The organism is Mesorhizobium sp. C277A (genome assembly GCF_040324395.1).
Taxonomy (GTDB): Bacteria; Pseudomonadota; Alphaproteobacteria; order Rhizobiales; family Rhizobiaceae; genus Mesorhizobium.
In genome coordinates, this window is record NZ_JAMYVW010000002.1 from 3498251 (window position 1) to 3516131 (window position 17881).

General features: G+C 62.0%; 16 protein-coding genes. 9 read left to right on the forward strand and 7 right to left on the reverse strand.

All coding sequences use genetic code 11. The annotated features are described in order from the left end of the window. Positions 1-249 precede the first annotated feature (249 nt). Positions 250-1929, forward strand: a complete 1680-nt coding sequence (locus tag NKK52_RS17310) for a formate--tetrahydrofolate ligase (RefSeq protein WP_023683662.1) — start codon at positions 250-252, stop codon at positions 1927-1929. A 73-nt stretch (positions 1930-2002) separates the two neighbouring features. Here the strand turns inward: NKK52_RS17310 and NKK52_RS17315 are convergent, their stop codons facing one another. Continuing rightward, positions 2003-2638: a cysteine hydrolase family protein gene (locus tag NKK52_RS17315; RefSeq protein WP_023683661.1), complete on the reverse strand. Its 636-nt coding sequence runs from the start codon at positions 2636-2638 to the stop codon at positions 2003-2005. 128 nt (positions 2639-2766) lie between these two features. On the opposite strand from NKK52_RS17315, the gene NKK52_RS17320 reads away from it, so the two are divergent. Further along, positions 2767-3756: a helix-turn-helix domain-containing protein gene (locus NKK52_RS17320; RefSeq protein WP_023683660.1), complete on the forward strand. Its 990-nt coding sequence runs from the start codon at positions 2767-2769 to the stop codon at positions 3754-3756. A gap of 73 nt (positions 3757-3829) precedes the next feature. Here NKK52_RS17320 and NKK52_RS17325 read toward each other — a convergent pair whose 3' ends face one another. Both NKK52_RS17325 and NKK52_RS17330 read right to left on the reverse strand, forming a co-directional pair. After that, a complete protein-coding gene (locus tag NKK52_RS17325) occupies positions 3830-4786 on the reverse strand; it encodes an SEL1-like repeat protein (protein WP_023713957.1) in 957 nt (318 codons plus the stop codon). Positions 4787-5012: 226 nt separating this feature from the next. After that, positions 5013-5225 carry a hypothetical protein gene (locus tag NKK52_RS17330; RefSeq protein ID WP_156939272.1) on the reverse strand — a complete coding sequence of 71 codons (213 nt, stop codon included), beginning with the start codon at positions 5223-5225 and terminating at the stop codon, positions 5013-5015. Between the two features lie 179 nt (positions 5226-5404). On the opposite strand from NKK52_RS17330, the gene NKK52_RS17335 reads away from it, so the two are divergent. Continuing rightward, complete coding sequence (locus NKK52_RS17335; RefSeq protein WP_023683658.1) at positions 5405-6010, forward strand: hypothetical protein; 606 nt, start codon at positions 5405-5407, stop codon at positions 6008-6010. Between the two features lie 499 nt (positions 6011-6509). Here the strand turns inward: NKK52_RS17335 and NKK52_RS17340 are convergent, their stop codons facing one another. Then, positions 6510-7067: a sugar O-acetyltransferase gene (locus NKK52_RS17340; RefSeq protein ID WP_023683657.1), complete on the reverse strand. Its 558-nt coding sequence runs from the start codon at positions 7065-7067 to the stop codon at positions 6510-6512. 154 nt (positions 7068-7221) lie between these two features. Here NKK52_RS17340 and NKK52_RS17345 point away from each other — a divergent pair, with 154 nt between their 5' ends. The 4 genes from NKK52_RS17345 (at position 7222) to NKK52_RS17360 (ending at position 11512) form a co-directional block, all read left to right on the forward strand. Next, positions 7222-7683 carry a membrane protein gene (locus NKK52_RS17345; protein WP_023683656.1) on the forward strand — a complete coding sequence of 154 codons (462 nt, stop codon included), beginning with the start codon at positions 7222-7224 and terminating at the stop codon, positions 7681-7683. After that, positions 7680-9071 (forward strand): FAD-containing oxidoreductase, encoded by a 1392-nt coding sequence (locus NKK52_RS17350; protein WP_352629446.1) that lies wholly within the window; start codon positions 7680-7682, stop codon positions 9069-9071. The genes NKK52_RS17345 and NKK52_RS17350 overlap by 4 nt, the downstream gene beginning before the upstream one ends. Positions 9072-9186: 115 nt before the next feature. Further along, a complete protein-coding gene (locus tag NKK52_RS17355) occupies positions 9187-10365 on the forward strand; it encodes an MFS transporter (RefSeq protein ID WP_023683655.1) in 1179 nt (392 codons plus the stop codon). A gap of 91 nt (positions 10366-10456) precedes the next feature. Then, positions 10457-11512, forward strand: a complete 1056-nt coding sequence (locus tag NKK52_RS17360) for a succinylglutamate desuccinylase/aspartoacylase family protein (RefSeq protein WP_023683654.1) — start codon at positions 10457-10459, stop codon at positions 11510-11512. A 1-nt stretch (position 11513) separates the two neighbouring features. On the opposite strand, the gene NKK52_RS17365 is transcribed toward NKK52_RS17360, so the two are convergent. Beyond that, the gene (locus NKK52_RS17365) at positions 11514-12284 is read right to left on the reverse strand and encodes an isocitrate lyase/PEP mutase family protein (RefSeq protein ID WP_023683653.1); all 771 of its coding nucleotides are present in this window, start codon (positions 12282-12284) and stop codon (positions 11514-11516) included. A 321-nt stretch (positions 12285-12605) separates the two neighbouring features. On the opposite strand from NKK52_RS17365, the gene NKK52_RS17370 reads away from it, so the two are divergent. Together NKK52_RS17370 and NKK52_RS17375 are read left to right on the forward strand one after the other, a co-directional pair. Further along, on the forward strand, positions 12606-14795 hold the full coding sequence (locus NKK52_RS17370) for an anthranilate synthase (RefSeq protein WP_023683652.1): 2190 nt from the start codon (positions 12606-12608) through the stop codon (positions 14793-14795). 23 nt (positions 14796-14818) lie between these two features. Next, the gene (locus NKK52_RS17375; protein WP_196813681.1) at positions 14819-15748 is read left to right on the forward strand and encodes a cation diffusion facilitator family transporter; all 930 of its coding nucleotides are present in this window, start codon (positions 14819-14821) and stop codon (positions 15746-15748) included. A gap of 259 nt (positions 15749-16007) precedes the next feature. Here the strand turns inward: NKK52_RS17375 and NKK52_RS17380 are convergent, their stop codons facing one another. Further along, positions 16008-16718, reverse strand: coding sequence for a DUF4272 domain-containing protein (locus NKK52_RS17380; RefSeq protein WP_245263093.1), 711 nt, complete (start codon positions 16716-16718; stop codon positions 16008-16010). Between the two features lie 23 nt (positions 16719-16741). Further along, positions 16742-17839: a hypothetical protein gene (locus NKK52_RS17385; protein WP_023683649.1), complete on the reverse strand. Its 1098-nt coding sequence runs from the start codon at positions 17837-17839 to the stop codon at positions 16742-16744. Positions 17840-17881: the final 42 nt, after the last annotated feature.

Genomic DNA, 17881 nt, shown 5'->3' on the forward strand with positions numbered 1-17881 from the left:
ATTGGGCGGCTGTTTTGAGACGGCGGAACGTCGCGTCCTCTGGCTTCTATACGGCGCGGCAACGGAGCCAGGAAGAACCGGCGACAGGTCGGCCGGCCGCGGAGACACTTTCTTCATAGGAAACATAGTTGCATGCAAGTTGACGCCGCGGGAGCGACAGGGTTAGAACATGCCCGCGCCCGGGTTCAACATGCCTGCGAGTGAGATCAAACCCGTCCCCTCCACCGTCTAATCCGAAGGAAAGCCGTCATGGCCGAAGTGAAGTCCGACATCGAGATCGCGCGCGGCGCCAAGAAAAAGCAAATCCAGGAGATCGGCGCCAAGATCGGCATCCCGACCGAGCACCTTTTGCCCTACGGCCACGACAAGGCGAAGATTTCGGCCGAATTCATCAAATCGGTGAAGGGCAACAAGGACGGCAAGCTGATCCTCGTCACCGCCATCAACCCGACGCCGGCCGGCGAAGGCAAGACGACCACCACCGTCGGCCTTGGTGACGGTCTGAACCGCATCGGCAAGAAGGCGATCGTCTGCATCCGCGAGGCTTCGCTCGGCCCGAATTTCGGCGTCAAGGGCGGTGCTGCCGGCGGCGGCTACGCGCAGGTCGTGCCGATGGAGGACATGAACCTCCACTTCACCGGCGACTTCCACGCCATCACCACGGCGCACAACCTTCTGTCAGCGCTGATCGACAACCACATCTACTGGGGCAATGAGCTCGGCATCGACACCCGCCGCGTCGCCTGGCGCCGCGTCATGGACATGAACGACCGGGCGCTGCGCGAAATCATCTGCTCGCTCGGCGGCGTCGCCAACGGTTATCCGCGCGAGGCCGGCTTCGACATCACCGTCGCCTCGGAAGTCATGGCTATCCTGTGCCTTTCCACCGACCTCAAGGATCTGGAAAAGCGCCTTGGCGACATCATCGTCGCCTACCGCCGCGACAAGACGCCGGTCTATGCCCGCGACCTCAAGGCCGACGGCGCCATGGCGGTGCTGCTGAAGGACGCCATGCAGCCAAACCTGGTGCAGACGCTGGAAAACAACCCGGCCTTCGTCCATGGCGGTCCGTTCGCCAACATCGCCCATGGCTGCAACTCGGTGGTCGCCACCACCACGGCGCTGAAGCTCGCCGACTACGTCGTCACCGAAGCCGGCTTCGGCGCCGACCTCGGAGCCGAAAAATTCTTCGACATCAAGTGCCGCAAGGCGGGTTTGAAGCCGGCGGCTGCCGTCATCGTCGCCACCGTGCGCGCCATGAAGATGAATGGCGGCGTCAAGAAGGAAGACCTCGGCAAGGAAAACATCGAGGCAGTCAAGAAGGGCTGCCTCAATCTGGGCCGCCACATCGAGAATGTGAAACAGTTCGGCGTGCCTGCGATCGTGGCGATCAATCATTTCACCACCGATACCGAGGTGGAAATCCAGGCGATGAAGGATTTCGTCGCCTCGCTCGGCGCCGAGGCGATCCTGTGCAAGCATTGGGCCAATGGCTCTGCCGGCATTGAGGAGTTGGCGCGCAAGGTCGTCGAGATCGCCGAATCCGGCGCCTCGCAGTTCGCGCCGCTCTATCCCGACGCAATGCCGCTGTTCGAGAAGATCAACACCATCGTCCAGCGCATCTATCGCGGCGACGAGGCGATCGCCGACAAGTCGGTGCGCGACCAGCTGCATGCCTGGGAGCAGGCCGGCTACGGGCACCTGCCGGTCTGCATGGCCAAGACCCAATATTCCTTCTCGACCGACCCGAACCTGCGCGGCGCGCCGACCGGGCACACCGTGCCGGTACGCGAGGTCAGGCTTTCGGCGGGCGCCGGCTTCGTCGTCGTCATCTGCGGTGAGGTCATGACCATGCCCGGCCTGCCCAAGGCGCCGTCCTCGGAAAAGATCTTCCTCAACGAGGCCGGCCAGATCGAAGGCCTGTTCTGAAAATTTCGAGATCGTTGCGAGATCCAAGAAGGGCGGCCACTGGCCGCCCTTTTGCTTTTCGGGCGCAGATTGCCTATGCAGCGTTGCGCGCCAGCGCGCGCTGGTTGGACGCATAAGGCGTGTCGCGTTCGGGCAAAGCACCGGTCTTCAGGCAATCGATCCATTCGGCGGTCTTGAGCACGGCCGCAAAGCGCGACTGCAGGATGATGGACACCACGCGGTGGATCTCCTCGGCCGAGGCGTAGCCGGCGCTGTTGGCGTAAGGCAGCGAACCGGTGGCGTCGGACAGGAACTCGACCGCAAAGCCGACATGCGCAGCGTGGATGATGGTCGACAGGTCGCAATTATGCGTCATGTAGCCGATCACCGTTATCGTATCGATGGTATTGGCGCGCAGCCACGCCTCGAGGTCGGTGCCGGCAAAGGCGCTAGGCAGTGACTTCTCGACATAGTGGTCGCGGCTTCGCCGGGCGATCTCGGGATGCAGTTCGCCGCCATGGCTGCCCTTGGCGAAGACTGGCGAGGTCTCGGGCGCCATCTGCTTGACGACCACCACCTTCACGCCGGCCGCAGCGGCGGCATCCATGGCGCGCGCGACATTGACGACGCTGTCGCGGAACGGCGGATACTGGATGGCGAGGTTGCCGCCGTCATAGTCGTTCTGGACATCGATGACGATGAGCGCGCGGCGCGGGGTGTTGGCGGACATGGTGTTTTCCTCTCAGGCTTGAATGGGACGGGCCGAAACTAGCCGGATCGCCCTGTTGCCAAAAGTGTCCCGATTGACATCATTCGAAAGAATTGGGACAATTGTCCCTTCCTTGCTGGATACTTCTCATGACCGATCCGATCATTGCCGTTCTCGCCTTTGACGGCATCAGCCCGTTCCACCTCTCCGTGCCGTGCGTGGTGTTCGGCACCGACCGCACCAAGCTTGGCCTGCCGCGTTTCGACTTTCGCGTCTGCGCACTCGACGATGGAGCGATCCACACCGATGCCGGGCTGACCATCGCGGTGCCGTATGGCCTTTCCGCATTCGACGATGCCGACATCGTCATCATTCCGAGCTGGAAGGATCTCGAGGCCCCACTTCCGCCGCCGCTCCTGGCAGCGCTCACCCACGCGCACGGGCGCGGTGCGGTGATCGTCGGCCTCTGTCTCGGCACCTTCGCCATTGCCGCCGCCGGGCTGCTTGCGGGCCGGCGTGCGACGACACATTGGGCCTCCACCGACCGGCTGCAGACATTATACCCGGACATCGAAGTCGACGCCGACGTGCTCTATGTCGACGACGGCGACATCGTCACCTCGGCCGGCGTCGCCGCCGGGCTCGATTGCTGCCTGCACATTGTGCGCGCCCGCTATGGCGCAGAGGTAGCGCTGCGCCTGGCCAGGCACATCGTGCTGTCGCCGCACCGGCAGGGTGGGCAAGCGCAGTTCATCGAGCGCCCGCTGGCGAAAACCCCAGCCACCGACCGCTTCACCCTGGCGCTCGACACGGTGCGGGCAACGCTCGGACAAACCCACAACCTCGACCGCGTCGCCGAGGCCGCCGGCTTGAGCCGGCGCACGTTCACCCGCCGTTTCCAGAAATCGATGGGCACCAGCTTTGGCGAGTGGCTGGCCGGCCAGCGCATCGAACTGGCGCAACGGCTGCTGGAGGCGACCGAGAAATCGATGGACATGGTGGCTTTCGAGGCCGGCTTCGGCAGCGCCACCTCGCTGCGCCAACATTTTGCCGCACGACTGCGGACCTCGCCGGCGCAGTACCGGCGCGAATTCTCCAGGCGGACCGGCGAGCAGGCGATGTCCGCCCTGTCTCATTGATCATCGGCGGACACGTATTCAACAGGTGTTGCCCACCAGTTATGAGCTTCGAAATTCTCAGAAATAGCGAATCTTAGGCCTTTTTTGCCGGCGGATCCAACTTGATAAGATTGGCCTTGGCAGTGGAATCTCCTCGATCAGCGGCCTTGCGAATCAAAATGAGAGCTTGGGCAGTATCCTGCTTCACACCATGGCCATCCAGGTAAGCTACTCCAAGACTATTCTCGGCTTTAGCGTTCCCTTGGTCGGCAGACTTCCGCAGCCAGGCAACGGCCTGCACATAGTCTAAAGGAACCCCTAGCCCTTTGTAGTACGAAACACCTAGGTCGTACTCAGCACCAGCATTCCCCTGGTCCGCAGCCTTCTGGAACCACGAGTCGGCTTGCGCATAGTCAAGCGTAACTCCGAGACCCTCCGCATAAGCCACGCCAAGATCATGCTGCGCCAGTGCGTTTCCCTGCTCTGCCCCTTTGCGATACCATGCGATTGCCTCGGCATAATCCTGGGCGACGCCCTGACCTTTGGCGTAAGCCAAACCCAGAAAGTATTGGGCAATGGGCGTTCCTTGGCCGGCGGCCTCACGGAACCACGTGGCAGCTTCTCTATAGTCCTGCGGGACGCCTCTTCCATCTCTGTACAGCAGCCCGAGATTGGTCTGAGCGACCGCTAATCCTTGACCGGCAGCTTTACGAAACCAAATTGCAGCTTCGGCATAGTCCTGCTTGACGCCTAGCCCACGGTCGTAAAGAGAGCCGAGATTGTGCTCTGCTTGAGCATCGCCCTGGTCCGCTGCCCTACGATACCAGGCGACAGCTTGAACGTAATCCTGGACGACACCATGCCCTTCGGCGTAAGCGGTGCCAAGATTGTCCTCCGCCTGGGCATCACCGGTCTTAGCCATGACGCTCCACAATTCGACAGCCGTTGCGTAATCTCCTCTTTTATAGGCCTGTTCCGCTTGTCCAGCATGGGCGACGCCGGCCATAAGCATGCCGGAGACGAAACAAAGCGACTTCGAAAACCTCTGCATTGTGGGCCTCCGATTTAAGGATTCAACCATTCTTTGATTCCCTTCACTCCGATCCGAATCCTCTCGGAAAAAGGTCTCTCATTCAGCTTGGCTCTAATAAATCTTCCCTGTGCACGGGCCATTCTCGTATTAAACTTTGCCAAAAGATACGAATCCCAAATTATCAAAATAATTCCGGGAGCAAAAACAACTTTGTCCGGCAGTAAAATTATCTTTGATAATATCACTAGTACGACAACGGAGAAAAGCAATTATATATGACAAAGATGCCATCTTTCCACATACGATTTCGTGGGAGGTATTGTGTCATCCAAGGCATAATGAACGGGTTATCATCCCAGAATTGATCGATAGTAATGGTACCATGCGTAATACCGTCGGTCTTGGTAACTTCAGCCCCAGCCTCAGCAGGATTATTCGGACTGACCTCTTCAGCCATTCCTTCCTCCATTTCTCGTGATTAGAAGGAACTTGCTTCGCCTCTTTGAAGTCAATCCAAGATGGAGATCAACTTTGCGTTAGCGGAGGGGCGATGTGCCGACTGGATGCGGTCTGTTCCTGTTGTCAGTCGATTTAGCGAACGCTAATATCTGGACATGGAGAGAACAGGAAGGCGATATGGACCCTGTGACTGAAATCGAACTTCGGGCCATTCATGCGTTCGTTTCGGCCCGCATTCCTTATACGTCCAGAGTCGCCCGGCTTATGCGGACCACCACAGAGGCCTTTCACTTCTCTGGACGGTATTATGCGAGCACGCTCGCAAAGGGCATCAACCTGACAATAAGTCGGCATGCAGCAGAGTTGATGGCTGTTTCCAATAGGGCAGAATTCAGCAAGGGAACCATCTTGGAGCACATGCTCCCGCTGAAAGCGATGTATGCCGAAATGCTCACGTTGGGTAGCCAGGTGAGCTTTGAGCAGATTGTGTCATACTTCACCGACACGCTTCAGAAGTGCCCCCTGGTCACGGTGACCAAGGAGGAAGACCGCCGGCTTCGCAACGACTTGCCGCATCCTGAGCGCTACCCTGCCGCCGGCATCGAAATCGGATCTCTGGACGCAATGACGTTTGGTTCGATGCCGAGGTGGACTCCTTTGAAAAGGGAGGACCTTATTGTGCCTGGCAATCCCGAGGTCGAGGGCGAAGCCGATTTCGAGCCGGTTCAGGCAGCTCGAAGAGGGCATTTGAGCTGGGGTGCCGGAGACCTCGAATTCGAGTAGCTCGACATAGCTGCCAAACCACGGGAGGACAGAGGATGGGGCAAATTTCTGAAGCGCACTATGCCAAGATGAAAACGAAGTTTCGCTTAGACGTGGCCAGTTCCTCGCCGCAGTGGCAACAGGGAAGGGGACAATCACCTACGGCGAACTTTCCAGAAAGTTCGGCGTGGCTACAAGAGGCTGGGGCGACATTCTCGGCGGCATAGCGATTTGGTGTTATGAAGTAGGGCATCCATTGCTCCCTGTGATCGTTGTGAAGGCTTCCACCAAGATGCCCTCAGAAGCGGCCGTTCTGTACTCCGATCTCGGCTTGCGGTCTGACGCCCTGATTATCCAGGAGCAGCAGAAATGCTTTCTGACCGATTGGGAAGCAACGCCCCTCAAAGCCAGCGGCTTAGCTCCGTCGAGCGGTAACTGTGGAGAATTCTCGTCCGCAACTCCGCCCGGCGCTGTCGCTCGATCCGTCGATAAACTCCCAAAATAACAATTGGCCACAAACTCAGCCGTGCCTGACCATCCGCGCCGGATTGCCGACCACCGTGGTGTTGTCAGGCACGTCGCGCGTCACCACCGCGCCGGCGCCGACTATGGCGCCATCGCCGATGCTGATGCCGCCGAGGATGATGGCGCTGCCGCCGATCCAGGCGTCATTGCCGATGGTGACCGGCCGGGCAATCTCCAGTCCCGACTGACGGCCCGCGGCCTCCTTGTGGTGCTCGGCGCAGTAGATCTGCACATTGGGGCCGAGAAGCGTCCGCCTGCCGATACGCACCGGCGCGGGGTCGAGGATGGTGCAGCCGGCATTGAGGAAGGCGCCGTCGCCGAGATGGATGTTGAAACCGTAGGCGCAGTGGAAAGGCGCCTCGATCCGGGAGCCTGCGCCCGCGCTGCCGAGCAGCGCCAATAGCGTCGGGCCGATATTGCCGCGTTGCTGGGGCGGCAGCGCGTTGTGCTCGAACACCGCATCGAGCGCGATCACGCGGAGCGCCTCCAGTTCGTCGTCGATGCAGGTGTACCATTCGCCTGCAATCATCCTTGTGCGTTCGCTTCCGGCCATCACAGCGACTCCGTCCCTTCGTCGTGTTCGACTGTTTACCAAAGTACAATGCTCACTGATGGAAGAAGCACCATCGCCTACTCTCGTCAAACGCAGGACCTATGCTAGCTTGCCCTCGTGGGCCAGTCCCGGGCCTGCTTTCGAGGGGATCTACATGCTCTATTTGCTTGCACTTCTGATCGGCGTCATTGCCGGTCTTCGCGCCATGACCGCGCCGGCCGCGATCGCCTGGGGCGCGTATCTCGGCTGGCTGCCGGTGGCCGGCAACTGGGCAAGTTTCATGGGCCATTGGGCCGCCGTCGGTATCTTCACCATCCTCGCCATCGTCGAACTGGTCACCGACCAGCTGCCCTCGACGCCGAGCCGCAAGGTGCCGCAGCAATTCGGCGCCCGCATCCTGCTTGGCGCCTTCAGCGGCGCCGTGATCGGCGCCACCGCCGGTTCCACCATTGGCGGCCTGATTGCCGGCGCCATCGGTGCTGTCATCGGCACCTATGGCGGCGCCGAAGCGCGCGGCCGGTTGGCCGCCGCCTTCGGCAAGGATTTGCCTGCCGCCCTCATCGAGGACGCGGTGGCGATCATCGGCGGCCTGCTGATCGTGGCGGCGGTGGTATGACTGCCCAAGCCTCAGACGCCAAGACATACGACGCCATCATCATCGGCGCCGGACAGGCCGGCCCTCCTCTCGCCGGCCGGCTGACGTCAGCCGGCATGAGCGTGGCGCTGATCGAGCGCAAGCTGGTCGGCGGCACCTGCGTCAACACCGGCTGCATGCCGACCAAGACCATGGTCGCCAGCGCCTATGCGGCGCATCTGGCGCGGCGTGCCGCGGACTACGGCGTGACGTTCTCAGGCCCTGTCGGCGTGGACTACAAGAGGATCAAGGCGCGCAAGGACAAGGTCACCAACGACTCCCGCAGCAATCTGGAGACGTGGATCGCCGGCATGAAGGGCTGCACGCTTTATCGCGGCCACGCCCGCTTCGAATCCGCCAACACCGTGCGCGTCGGCGACGACCTTCTGACCGCCGAAAAGATCTTCCTCAACACCGGCGGCCGCGCCTCGGTGCCCGACCTGCCCGGCGTCAACGACGTCGACTACCTCACCAACTCCTCGATGATGGACCTCGACGTTTTGCCGCGCCATCTCATCGTCGTCGGCGGCAGCTACATCTCTCTTGAATTCGCGCAGATGTTTCGCCGCTTCGGCTCTGAAGTCACCGTCATCGAGAAGAGTTCGCGCCTGACCGGCCGCGAGGACGAGGACGTGTCGGCGGCCATCCTATCGATCCTCCAAAACGAAGCCATAGAAGTCCATGTCGGCGCCGACGACATCCGCTTTGCCAGACAGGGCAAGGACATCGCCGTGACCTTCTCGTCCGGCAAGCCGCCGGCGGTCGGCTCGCATGTGCTTCTGGCACTCGGCCGCACCCCCAACACCGACGATCTCGGTCTCGACAAGACCGGCATCGCGGTCGATCTGCGCGGCTTCGTCACCGTCGACGACCAGTTGCGCACCAGCGTGCCCGGCATCTGGGCGATGGGCGACTGCAACGGCAAGGGCGCCTTCACCCACACCTCCTACAACGACTATGAGATCGTCGCCGCCAATCTGCTCGACGACGATCCGCGCAAGGTCAGCGACCGCATCGAGGCCTATGCGCTCTACATCGATCCGCCGCTCGGCCGCTGCGGCATGACCGAGGCGGCGGTGAAGAAATCCGGGCGCAAGGCGCTGGTCGGCCAGCGGCCAATGACCCGCGTCGGCCGCGCCATCGAAAAGGGCGAGACGCAAGGTTTCATGAAGATCCTGGTCGATGCCGACACCAGGCAAATCCTCGGCTGCTCCGTGCTCGGCCCCGGCGGCGACGAGGCGGTGCACTGCGTGCTCGACCTGATGTACGCCAAGGCGCCGGTCGATACGCTGGCGCGCGCCGTGCATATCCACCCCAACGTCTCGGAGCTGTTGCCAACCATCGCCCAGGAGCTGAAGCCGCTCGCCTGACATAGCCCCGCGTCAAGCTCGGCGCTTTCTGCATTGGTGCGTTGCAGCAATGTGCATTGCGCGCGGCAAGGCTTCTCGTTCAGTCTGAATTGAACCGATTCAGTCTGGATTTTCCATGCCTTTGCCGATCCTTGCGCTTGCCATTGCGTCTTTTTGCATCGGCACCACCGAATTCGTCATCATGGGCCTGTTGCCGGAGGTTGCGGCCGATCTCGGCGTGTCGATCCCCTCGGCCGGCCTGCTGGTTACCGGCTATGCGCTGGGCGTCGTCTTCGGCGCACCCATCGTCGCCATGGCCACCGCGCATCTGCCGCGCAAGCCAGTGCTGGTCGCGCTGACGGCGATGTTCGTCGTCGGCAATCTGCTCTGCGCCATTGCGCCCAATTACTGGCTTCTGATGGCCGCGCGCGTCTTCACCGCGTTCGGTCATGGCGCCTTTTTCGGCATTGGTTCCGTCGTTGCCGCCAGCCTGGTGCCGCGCAACAAGCGCGCCAGCGCCATGGCGATGATGTTCGCGGGATTGACGCTCTCCAACATTCTCGGTGTTCCTGCCGGCACCGCGCTTGGCGAAGCCTTCGGCTGGCGCTCCACCTTCTTTGCCGTCGTTGGCATCGGCCTGATCTCTGTTGCGGCCATCGCCTGGCTGGTGCCATCCAATGTCGCCGAACCGAGCGGCGGCGGCCTGCGCAGCGAACTGCGCGTGCTGGGCAAGCTGCAAGTCTGGCTCGCCATGCTGATCGCCTCGCTGGCCTCGGCCAGCCTGTTTGCCGTCTTCACCTACATCAAGCCCTACCTTGCCGATGTCTCCGGCCTGTCGACCTCCGCGGTCACCTGGGTCCTGCTGCTGTTCGGCGCCGGCATGACCATAGGCAACATCATCGGCGGCCGGCTGGCCGACTGGAAATTGATGCCGACGGTGATCGGCACGCTGCTTTTGATGGCGGTTCTGTTTGTCGGCTTCATGCAGTTCGGCGCTATCGCCAGCGTCGCCATCGGCGTCGTCTTCTTGTGGGGACTGCTGATCTTCGTCGTCGTGCCGCCGCTGCAGATCCGCGTCGTCGAAGCGGCTTCGGAAGGGCCGAACCTCGCCGCCACGCTCAACCAGGGCGCATTCAATATCGGCAATGCCAGCGGGGCCTGGATCGGCGGCGTGGCTCTGTCGGCCGGCGTTTCCTATGCTCATTTGCCGCTGGTCGGCGCGGTGCTGGCCCTGCTGGCGGTCAGCGTAGCCGTTGTCTCGCAGGCGCTCGAAGGATCGGCGCCGATAACGACGGTTCCGGCCGCCGCCGAATAATTCCATTGCGCCCATGGCGGCGCGAACTGGACCAATCGACAGCCCTTCGGCAAAAGTGCATGTGTTCTGCCTCTTATCCTGGAGGCATCCCATGCAGAAATCGATCGAACGCATCGCCGGCGACACCGAAGGCGTTTCCTACGAATTCCCGGTGTTCCGCTTCGCCGGCACTGATAAGGCCGCACCCTCGGCCTATCTGCAGGCGGCACTCCACGCCGGCGAACTGCCTGGTGTCGTCGCCATCGACGCCTCGATGCCGGCGCTGAACAAGGCCGAAGCTGAAGGCCGCATCAATGGCAACATCACGGTCGTGCCCTGGGCCAATCCGATCGGCCGCGCGCAATATCATTTCGGCGAGCACGAGGGCCGCTTTCATCTCGGCACCCGCAACAATTTCAACCGCGGCTTTCCGTTGCTCGCAGCACCGGACGCCAAGCTTTTGCCCGACACCACGCTTGGCACCCCCGACCAGCGATTGAAGACCCGTTTGGTGCAGCTGTCGCTCGGCCACGACATCGTGCTCGACCTGCATTGCGACGACGAGGGCCTGGCCTATCTCTACGTCCACACCAGCCTGTGGCCGGCGATGGCCGATTGCGCCGCCGCCATGGGCATCGACGCGGTGGTGTTGTGGAGCGAGGACACGGACGGCACCTTCGAGGGCGCCACGATCATGCCCTACCAGAACGTCCCCGCCAACGTGGCGAAGCTCGACCGCCGCGTTGCCACCACGGTAGAATACCGTGGCATGCTGGATGTCGACGGCACGCTGGCAAATTCCGATGCCGAAGGCCTCTACCGGCTGCTGGTAGCGCGCGGCGTGATCGCCGATGCCGCCCTTCCCGAACCCGGCCCGTTCAAGGGCCTCGTCGCGCCGCTGGAGAACATCGACATGATGCCGGCGCCCCGGGCCGGCGCCATCCTCTACGACGTCAAGCCCGGCGACCGCGTCGCCAAGGGCGCGCGCCTCGCCACCATCGTCCACACACCGGGCGAGGCCGGCGGCCGCACCGAAGTGCTGGCGCCGCAGGACGGCGTCATCCTGACCCGCCGCTCGCGCCGCATCATCCGCGCCGGCGAGGATCTCTTGAAGCTGGTCGGCGACAAGAAGAGCGCCGACGCGAGGTCAGGCACGCTGGAGGACTGAGCTAACCCGAAATCGCCAGCCGCGCCTTGGCCTCCAGCCATTCGGCCATCTGCCGGTACGGCACCGGGCCGTGGCTGACACGGGCGACACCAAGCTCGGCCAGGCGCTGGCGCGGCGGCACATGCGCCAGCGCGATGATGTTGACCGGCAATGCCGTCGCCTTGCACAGCGCCTCGATCAGACCCTCGTCGCCGAGCCCCGGCGCAAAGAAGCCGCTCGCTCCTGCCTTTTCATAAGCGTGCGCCCGCTCGATGGCCTGGTCGAGCAGCACGCTGTCATGCGCATCCGGCTTGGCCTTGAGGAAAATGTCGGTACGGGCGTTGATAAAGGCGGGAATGCCGGAAGCCTTCACCGCCGCCGCTGCCGCCTCGATGCGCTTCACCTGTATGGCGATGTCGTGCAGACCGGCGCCGCCGACGATCTGGTCCTCGAAATTGAAACCGATGGCGCCGGCCTGCAGGGCACGTGTCACCGTCTGGGCGACAGTCTCCGGCTCGACGCCGTAGCCGCCTTCGAGGTCCATGGTCACCGGCAGGTCGACTGCCGCCACGATGCGCCTGATGTTGTCCAGCGCTAGCTCCAGCGGAATTTTCTCGCCATCGGCATAACCAAAAGCAGCCGCGACCGGCCAGCTTCCGGTGGCGATCGCCTTGGCGCCCGCCTTCTCGACGATCTTGGCCGAGCCCGGATCCCAGGCATTGTAGAGAACGATCGGGTTGCCCCTGACGTGGAGCGCATGGAACCTGCGTGCGCGCTCGATCTGCTCGGTCATTGCTGTCTTCCCGTCTTTCCGATGTTGGACGAACAGTCTAGGCAGGACCCCAAGCCTTGGCGATGTGCCATGGGCTGCGGAAGCGGCGGCCACAAACAGGCCTTTCAAACCTGTTGCGCATCCGGCTTTTCGCCGCTATGGATTTCGCCCATGAACATGCGCTCGATCAAGACCATTTGGTGGTGGGCTCGCTGACAGCGGCCTGTTCGAACGCGTGCGCGTGAAAATAGAGGGTGGCCGCAACGGAATGTCCGGGCGGCCATTTGTTTTTTCAAAGCCAGTCCCGGGTCCGTTGCCCCAACAAGCCATATGGAGACGGCAATGACGATCAAGGCTCTGGAAAACGGCGCGGAAAGCTTCGTGACCGCAGGTGGTGTCACCATCACCCGCGAACGCCACGACAAGCCTTACGCCGGTGCGATCGATGCCTATGTCGATGGCTTGAACTCGCGCCGTGGTGCGGTGTTTTCCTCGAATTACGAATATCCGGGCCGCTACACACGCTGGGATACGGCCATCATCGATCCGCCGCTGGTGATTTCCGCGCGTGGCCGCGCCATGCGCATCGAGGCGCTGAATGGCCGTGGCGAAGTGCTGCTGCCGGTGATCGGCAAGACGCTGGCCGGCGTTGCCGAGGTGACGATTGCTGAAACCTCGAAAAAGCTGATCCGCCTCGATGTCGCCAAGCCCGGCCGCGTCTTCACCGAGGAAGAGCGCAGCCGCGTCCCCTCTGTGTTTACTGTGCTGCGCGCCATCACCGCTTTGTTCAAGACCGATGAAGACGCCAATCTCGGCCTTTACGGCGCCTTCGGTTACGACCTCGCCTTCCAGTTCGATCCAGTCGACTACAAGCTCGAGCGCAAACAGAGCCAGCGCGATCTCGTGCTGTTCCTGCCTGACGAGATCCTGGTCGTCGACCATTATTCGACCAAGGCCTGGACCGACCGCTACGACTATTCCGGCGACGGTTTTTCAACCGAGGGGCTGCCGCGGGACGAAATTGCCGAACCGTTCAAGACCGCCGACCGCATCCCGCCGCGCGGCGACCATGAGCCGGGCGAATATGCCAATCTGGTGCGCAAGGCGATGGACAGTTTCAAGCGCGGCGACCTGTTCGAGGTCGTGCCCGGGCAGATGTTCTACGAACGCTGCGAGACGCAGCCTTCCGAAATCTCGCGCAAGCTGAAGTCGATCAACCCGTCGCCCTATTCCTTCTTCATCAATCTCGGCGAAAACGAGTATCTGATCGGCGCCTCGCCCGAAATGTTCGTGCGCGTCAATGGCCGCCGCGTCGAGACCTGCCCGATATCCGGCACCATCAAGCGCGGCGAGGACGCCATTTCCGATAGCGAGCAAATCCTGAAGCTGCTCAACTCCAAGAAGGATGAATCCGAGCTGACAATGTGCTCGGACGTCGACCGCAACGACAAGTCCAGGGTCTGCGATCCGGGCTCGGTGCGCGTCATCGGCCGCCGCCAGATCGAAATGTATTCGCGCCTGATCCACACCGTCGATCACATCGAAGGGCGCCTGCGCGAAGGCATGGATGCCTTCGACGCCTTCCTGTCGCATGCCTGGGCGGTCACCGTCACCGGCGCGCCGAAACTGTGGGCCATGCGCTTCATCGAGCAGAACGAAAAGAGCCCGCGAGCCTGGTATGGCGGCGCCATCGGCATGGTCAATTTCAACGGCGACATGAACACCGGCCTGACGCTCCGCACCATCCGCATCAAGGACGGCATTGCCGAGGTGCGAGCAGGCGCCACGTTGCTCTTCGACAGCATCCCCGAGGAAGAAGAAGCCGAAACCGAACTGAAGGCATCCGCCATGCTCTCCGCCATTCGCGACGCCAAATTGGGCAATGCCGCAGGCGCCGAACGCACCACCGCGCGCGTCGGCGACGGCGTCAACATCCTGCTCGTCGACCACGAGGACTCCTTTGTCCACACACTGGCCAACTATTTCCGCCAGACCGGTGCCAATGTCTCGACCGTGCGTTCGCCGGTGCCGGAAGAAGTCTTCGAACGGCTGAAGCCCGATCTCGTCGTGCTGTCGCCCGGACCGGGCACGCCGAAGGATTTCGACTGCGCCGCGACCATCAAGAACGCCCGCGCCCGCGACCTGCCGATCTTCGGTGTCTGCCTTGGCCTGCAGGCGCTGGCCGAGGCCTATGGCGGCGAACTCAGGCAGTTGCACGTGCCGATGCACGGCAAGCCGTCGCGCATCCGCGTCTCCAAGCCCGGAATCATCTTCTCCGGCCTGCCCAAGGAAGTGACCGTCGGCCGCTACCACTCGATCTTTGCCGATCCGGTGCGGCTGCCCGACGATTTCATCGTCACCGCCGAGACCGAGGATGGCATCATCATGGCCTTCGAACACCGCAAGGAGCCGATCGCCGCCGTCCAGTTCCATCCGGAATCGATCATGACGCTCGGCCACAATGCCGGCATGCGCATCATCGAAAACATCGTTGCGCATCTGCCGCGCAAGGCCAAGGAAAAGGCCGCTTAGAAACGATGGCGGCGACGGACAACATGGCGGCGATCGCAGCGAAGGCAGCGGCCAGGCAAAGGATCGCCAGCCTTGCCTTCTGGTCGATTGTCATCGCCTGCGTGGTGCTCGCGCTCAAGCTTGCCGCATGGTACGTCACCGGCTCCGTTGCGCTCTATTCGGATGCGCTGGAGTCGATCGTCAACGTCATAGCCTCGGCCGCCGCCTATTGGGCGGTCCTGGTCAGCTACAAGCCGGCCGACCAGGACCATCCGTTCGGCCACCACAAGGCCGAGTATTTTTCGGCGGTGCTGGAAGGCGTGCTGATCGTGCTCGCCGCGCTTTTGATCCTCAACGAGGTCTGGCGCTCCTGGCAGACGCCGACCCCGCTCGAACAACCTTGGGAGGGCCTGGCGATCAACGGTGTCGCCACCGTCATCAACGCCTTCTGGGCCTGGACGCTGATCCGCGCCGGGCGCAGCGCAAAATCACCGGCGCTGGTCGCCGACGGCCGGCACATCATGACCGACGTCGTGACCTCGGTCGGCGTCTTCGGCGGCCTCGTCGGCGCTATCCTGACCGGTTGGCAGATCCTTGATCCGGCGCTTGCCGTCATCGTCGCGCTCAACATCCTGTGGCAGGGCTGGCACGTCATCGGCTCGTCGATGAACGGGCTGATGGACCGCGCAGTGGACACGACCGAACACATGCACATTCGCGACATCATCTCGGCCAATTGCAAGGGCGCGCTGGAGGTTCATGACCTCAAGACCCGCATCGCCGGCCGCGCCACCTTCATCGAGTTCCACCTGGTCGTCGACGCCGACATGACGGTCGGCGCCAGCCACGTCATTTGCGACCGCATCGAGGACGCGCTGAAGGCCGAAATCCCCTCGGTGCGCGTCACCATCCATGTCGAACCGGACGACGAGGCGAAGCTGCCGAAAGGCACCACTGCTGTGCCGTTTGCTTGAGGAAAAACTCAGGGCATCATCCTCGGGCGAGGATCTGCCGACCTCGCCGGATCGATTGCGCCATTACCGCCATGTGGGGTAGCCCGCCAATGGCTACATCCAGGCGTTGATTGCCTCCAAATCGGGCAGCGCCTGCTGCTCAAGCGCGCGCCAGCTCGGCCTCGGCAAAAGCGTAGTCAGGCGAACCGTCTAAGTTCGTCAAATCCAAACTCGGCAAGCGAAGTCCGATCCAAGGTAGCACCCGCTTGCGATCGGCTCATCATGTGTCGGTCGAGATGTCATCCCATTCCTGCCCCATATACCCAATCAGCCAATTGAGCGCGTAATGACGTTCGACAACCACGTCTCGTTCCAATCCTGCCGGCGCGGCTTTCCCATTCACCCGCGCATCCATCACAGCCCAATTGTACCGATAGATCAGATCGGCAGCATCGAGAAGCTCGCTTTGCGGGCGCAAATTGGCCCGCTTGAGCAGCCCTTCCGTGTCGAGGTCACGCAACATCGAAACCAATTGTGACACATCGCAAGGCTTGTCTGGACGCCCAAGGTTTTTGAAGACTTGCAACGCCCACAACATTACGAAAGCCCCTTCATAGCGCCAGCTAAAATTTGCGCGATCTTGCTCGGTTGCAACGGGGTTACCGACAAACGCTTGCTCTTTGGGCGTAAAAAACCCTTCGGCTCCAAACTGGCTGATCAAGTTGCTTACAAGATTTCGATCATTGGTCTCCGCTGTGACGGCCACGATTACCAGTGCGATGGCGCGTTTAACCACCTCGTCCTTCGTTCGTCGCCGACTTTCGGCTGCGGTTTCGATCGCCGGCAAATGGTCGATGAACGGCACGCCCTCCTTCTTCAACTGTGCTATTGAGGCAGCCTTGCGAGCCTCAGCCTCGCCTTCAGCGTTGGCGGAACCGATGAAGGCCAAGGAAGTCAGAAAACCAAGAAAGCTGCGACGCATCATATTCATTGTCAAATGGCTGCTAAGAGTGACTAAGGCGCACAAGCCGATTGCGGCATTGGCTCCAGCCTGTAGATCTTATCATCCGACTCCGTCTTGCCGCCAGCTTCCTTCGAGCACAGATCAACGATGGCCAGGCTGCTGTTGGGGTTGGCGAGCATCATGGTGCCATTGGCGCCGCGCTTGAGGTAGATTTCCTTCTGGCTGATGTCGCAGGCAAAGTTGCTCATCTTGGAACTCGCCGCACAACGCCACTGGTCCGCCTCGCCCTGGCAGGAATAGGTCTGCGTGACCTTGGCCCCGTTCTCCCTGGTTGTCACGGAAACGCCGATGTCGGCGCCGTCGGGCCAGTTGGCGACATCGCCGCCTGAGGCAAAGGAGGCCAGTTCCACCGGCCCGCGAAAGACACGGATCGACTGAGTCACCTGGTCGGGATGCGAGGAGAGATGCGCAGCATCGTAGTCGCGCCCATAGCAGAATGGCTGGTCCGACTTCAGCTGCTCGCGCAGTGGCGCGCCGAGAGCCGGATCGATCGGGTCGATCTTGGCGAACTCAGCCTGGCAGGTTGCGGCCGGCATCGGGTCGAGGCGGAAATTATCGTCCTCCGAGCCCAGCGCCTGCCGGTCATATTCGGCTTCGCCCAGTTCGTCTTCCGATCCGGCGTCGAGATAGAGATCGGACGAGACGTCGGTGAGGATCAGGCGGCCTTTGTCGTCGAGCTTCAGCGACGCCATGGTGCGGTCGCAGTCCATGCCGCAGCGGACCGGACCTGACTTGCCGTCCTCGGACTCGTGATTGCACCAGCCGCCGGCCCATTGCGGCGCCTTGGCGCCGCGCACCGTGGTGGTGAGAAAACCGTTGTAGGAGGTGTCGGCGTTTGCCGTCGGCTCCTCGTTCGGATGGCTCACCGGATCATGGCCAAAGAGGAAGAAAATCCGCGCCACCTTCTGCTTTGGATGCGCCTTGAGGTGCGCCGCATCATAGACGCGGCCGAAACACGCATCGGCGCCATTCGGGCTGAGTTCGGGTAATTTAAGCGCATCGCCGGCAAGGGCCGAACTTGCAAGCGCGCCGAGCAGCACGCAGCCAAATCCAGCACTGGCAACAACCTTCCACTTCCTGAACGCCATGTGACGCCTCCTCGCATCGACAGGACGTAACGTCAAGTTATG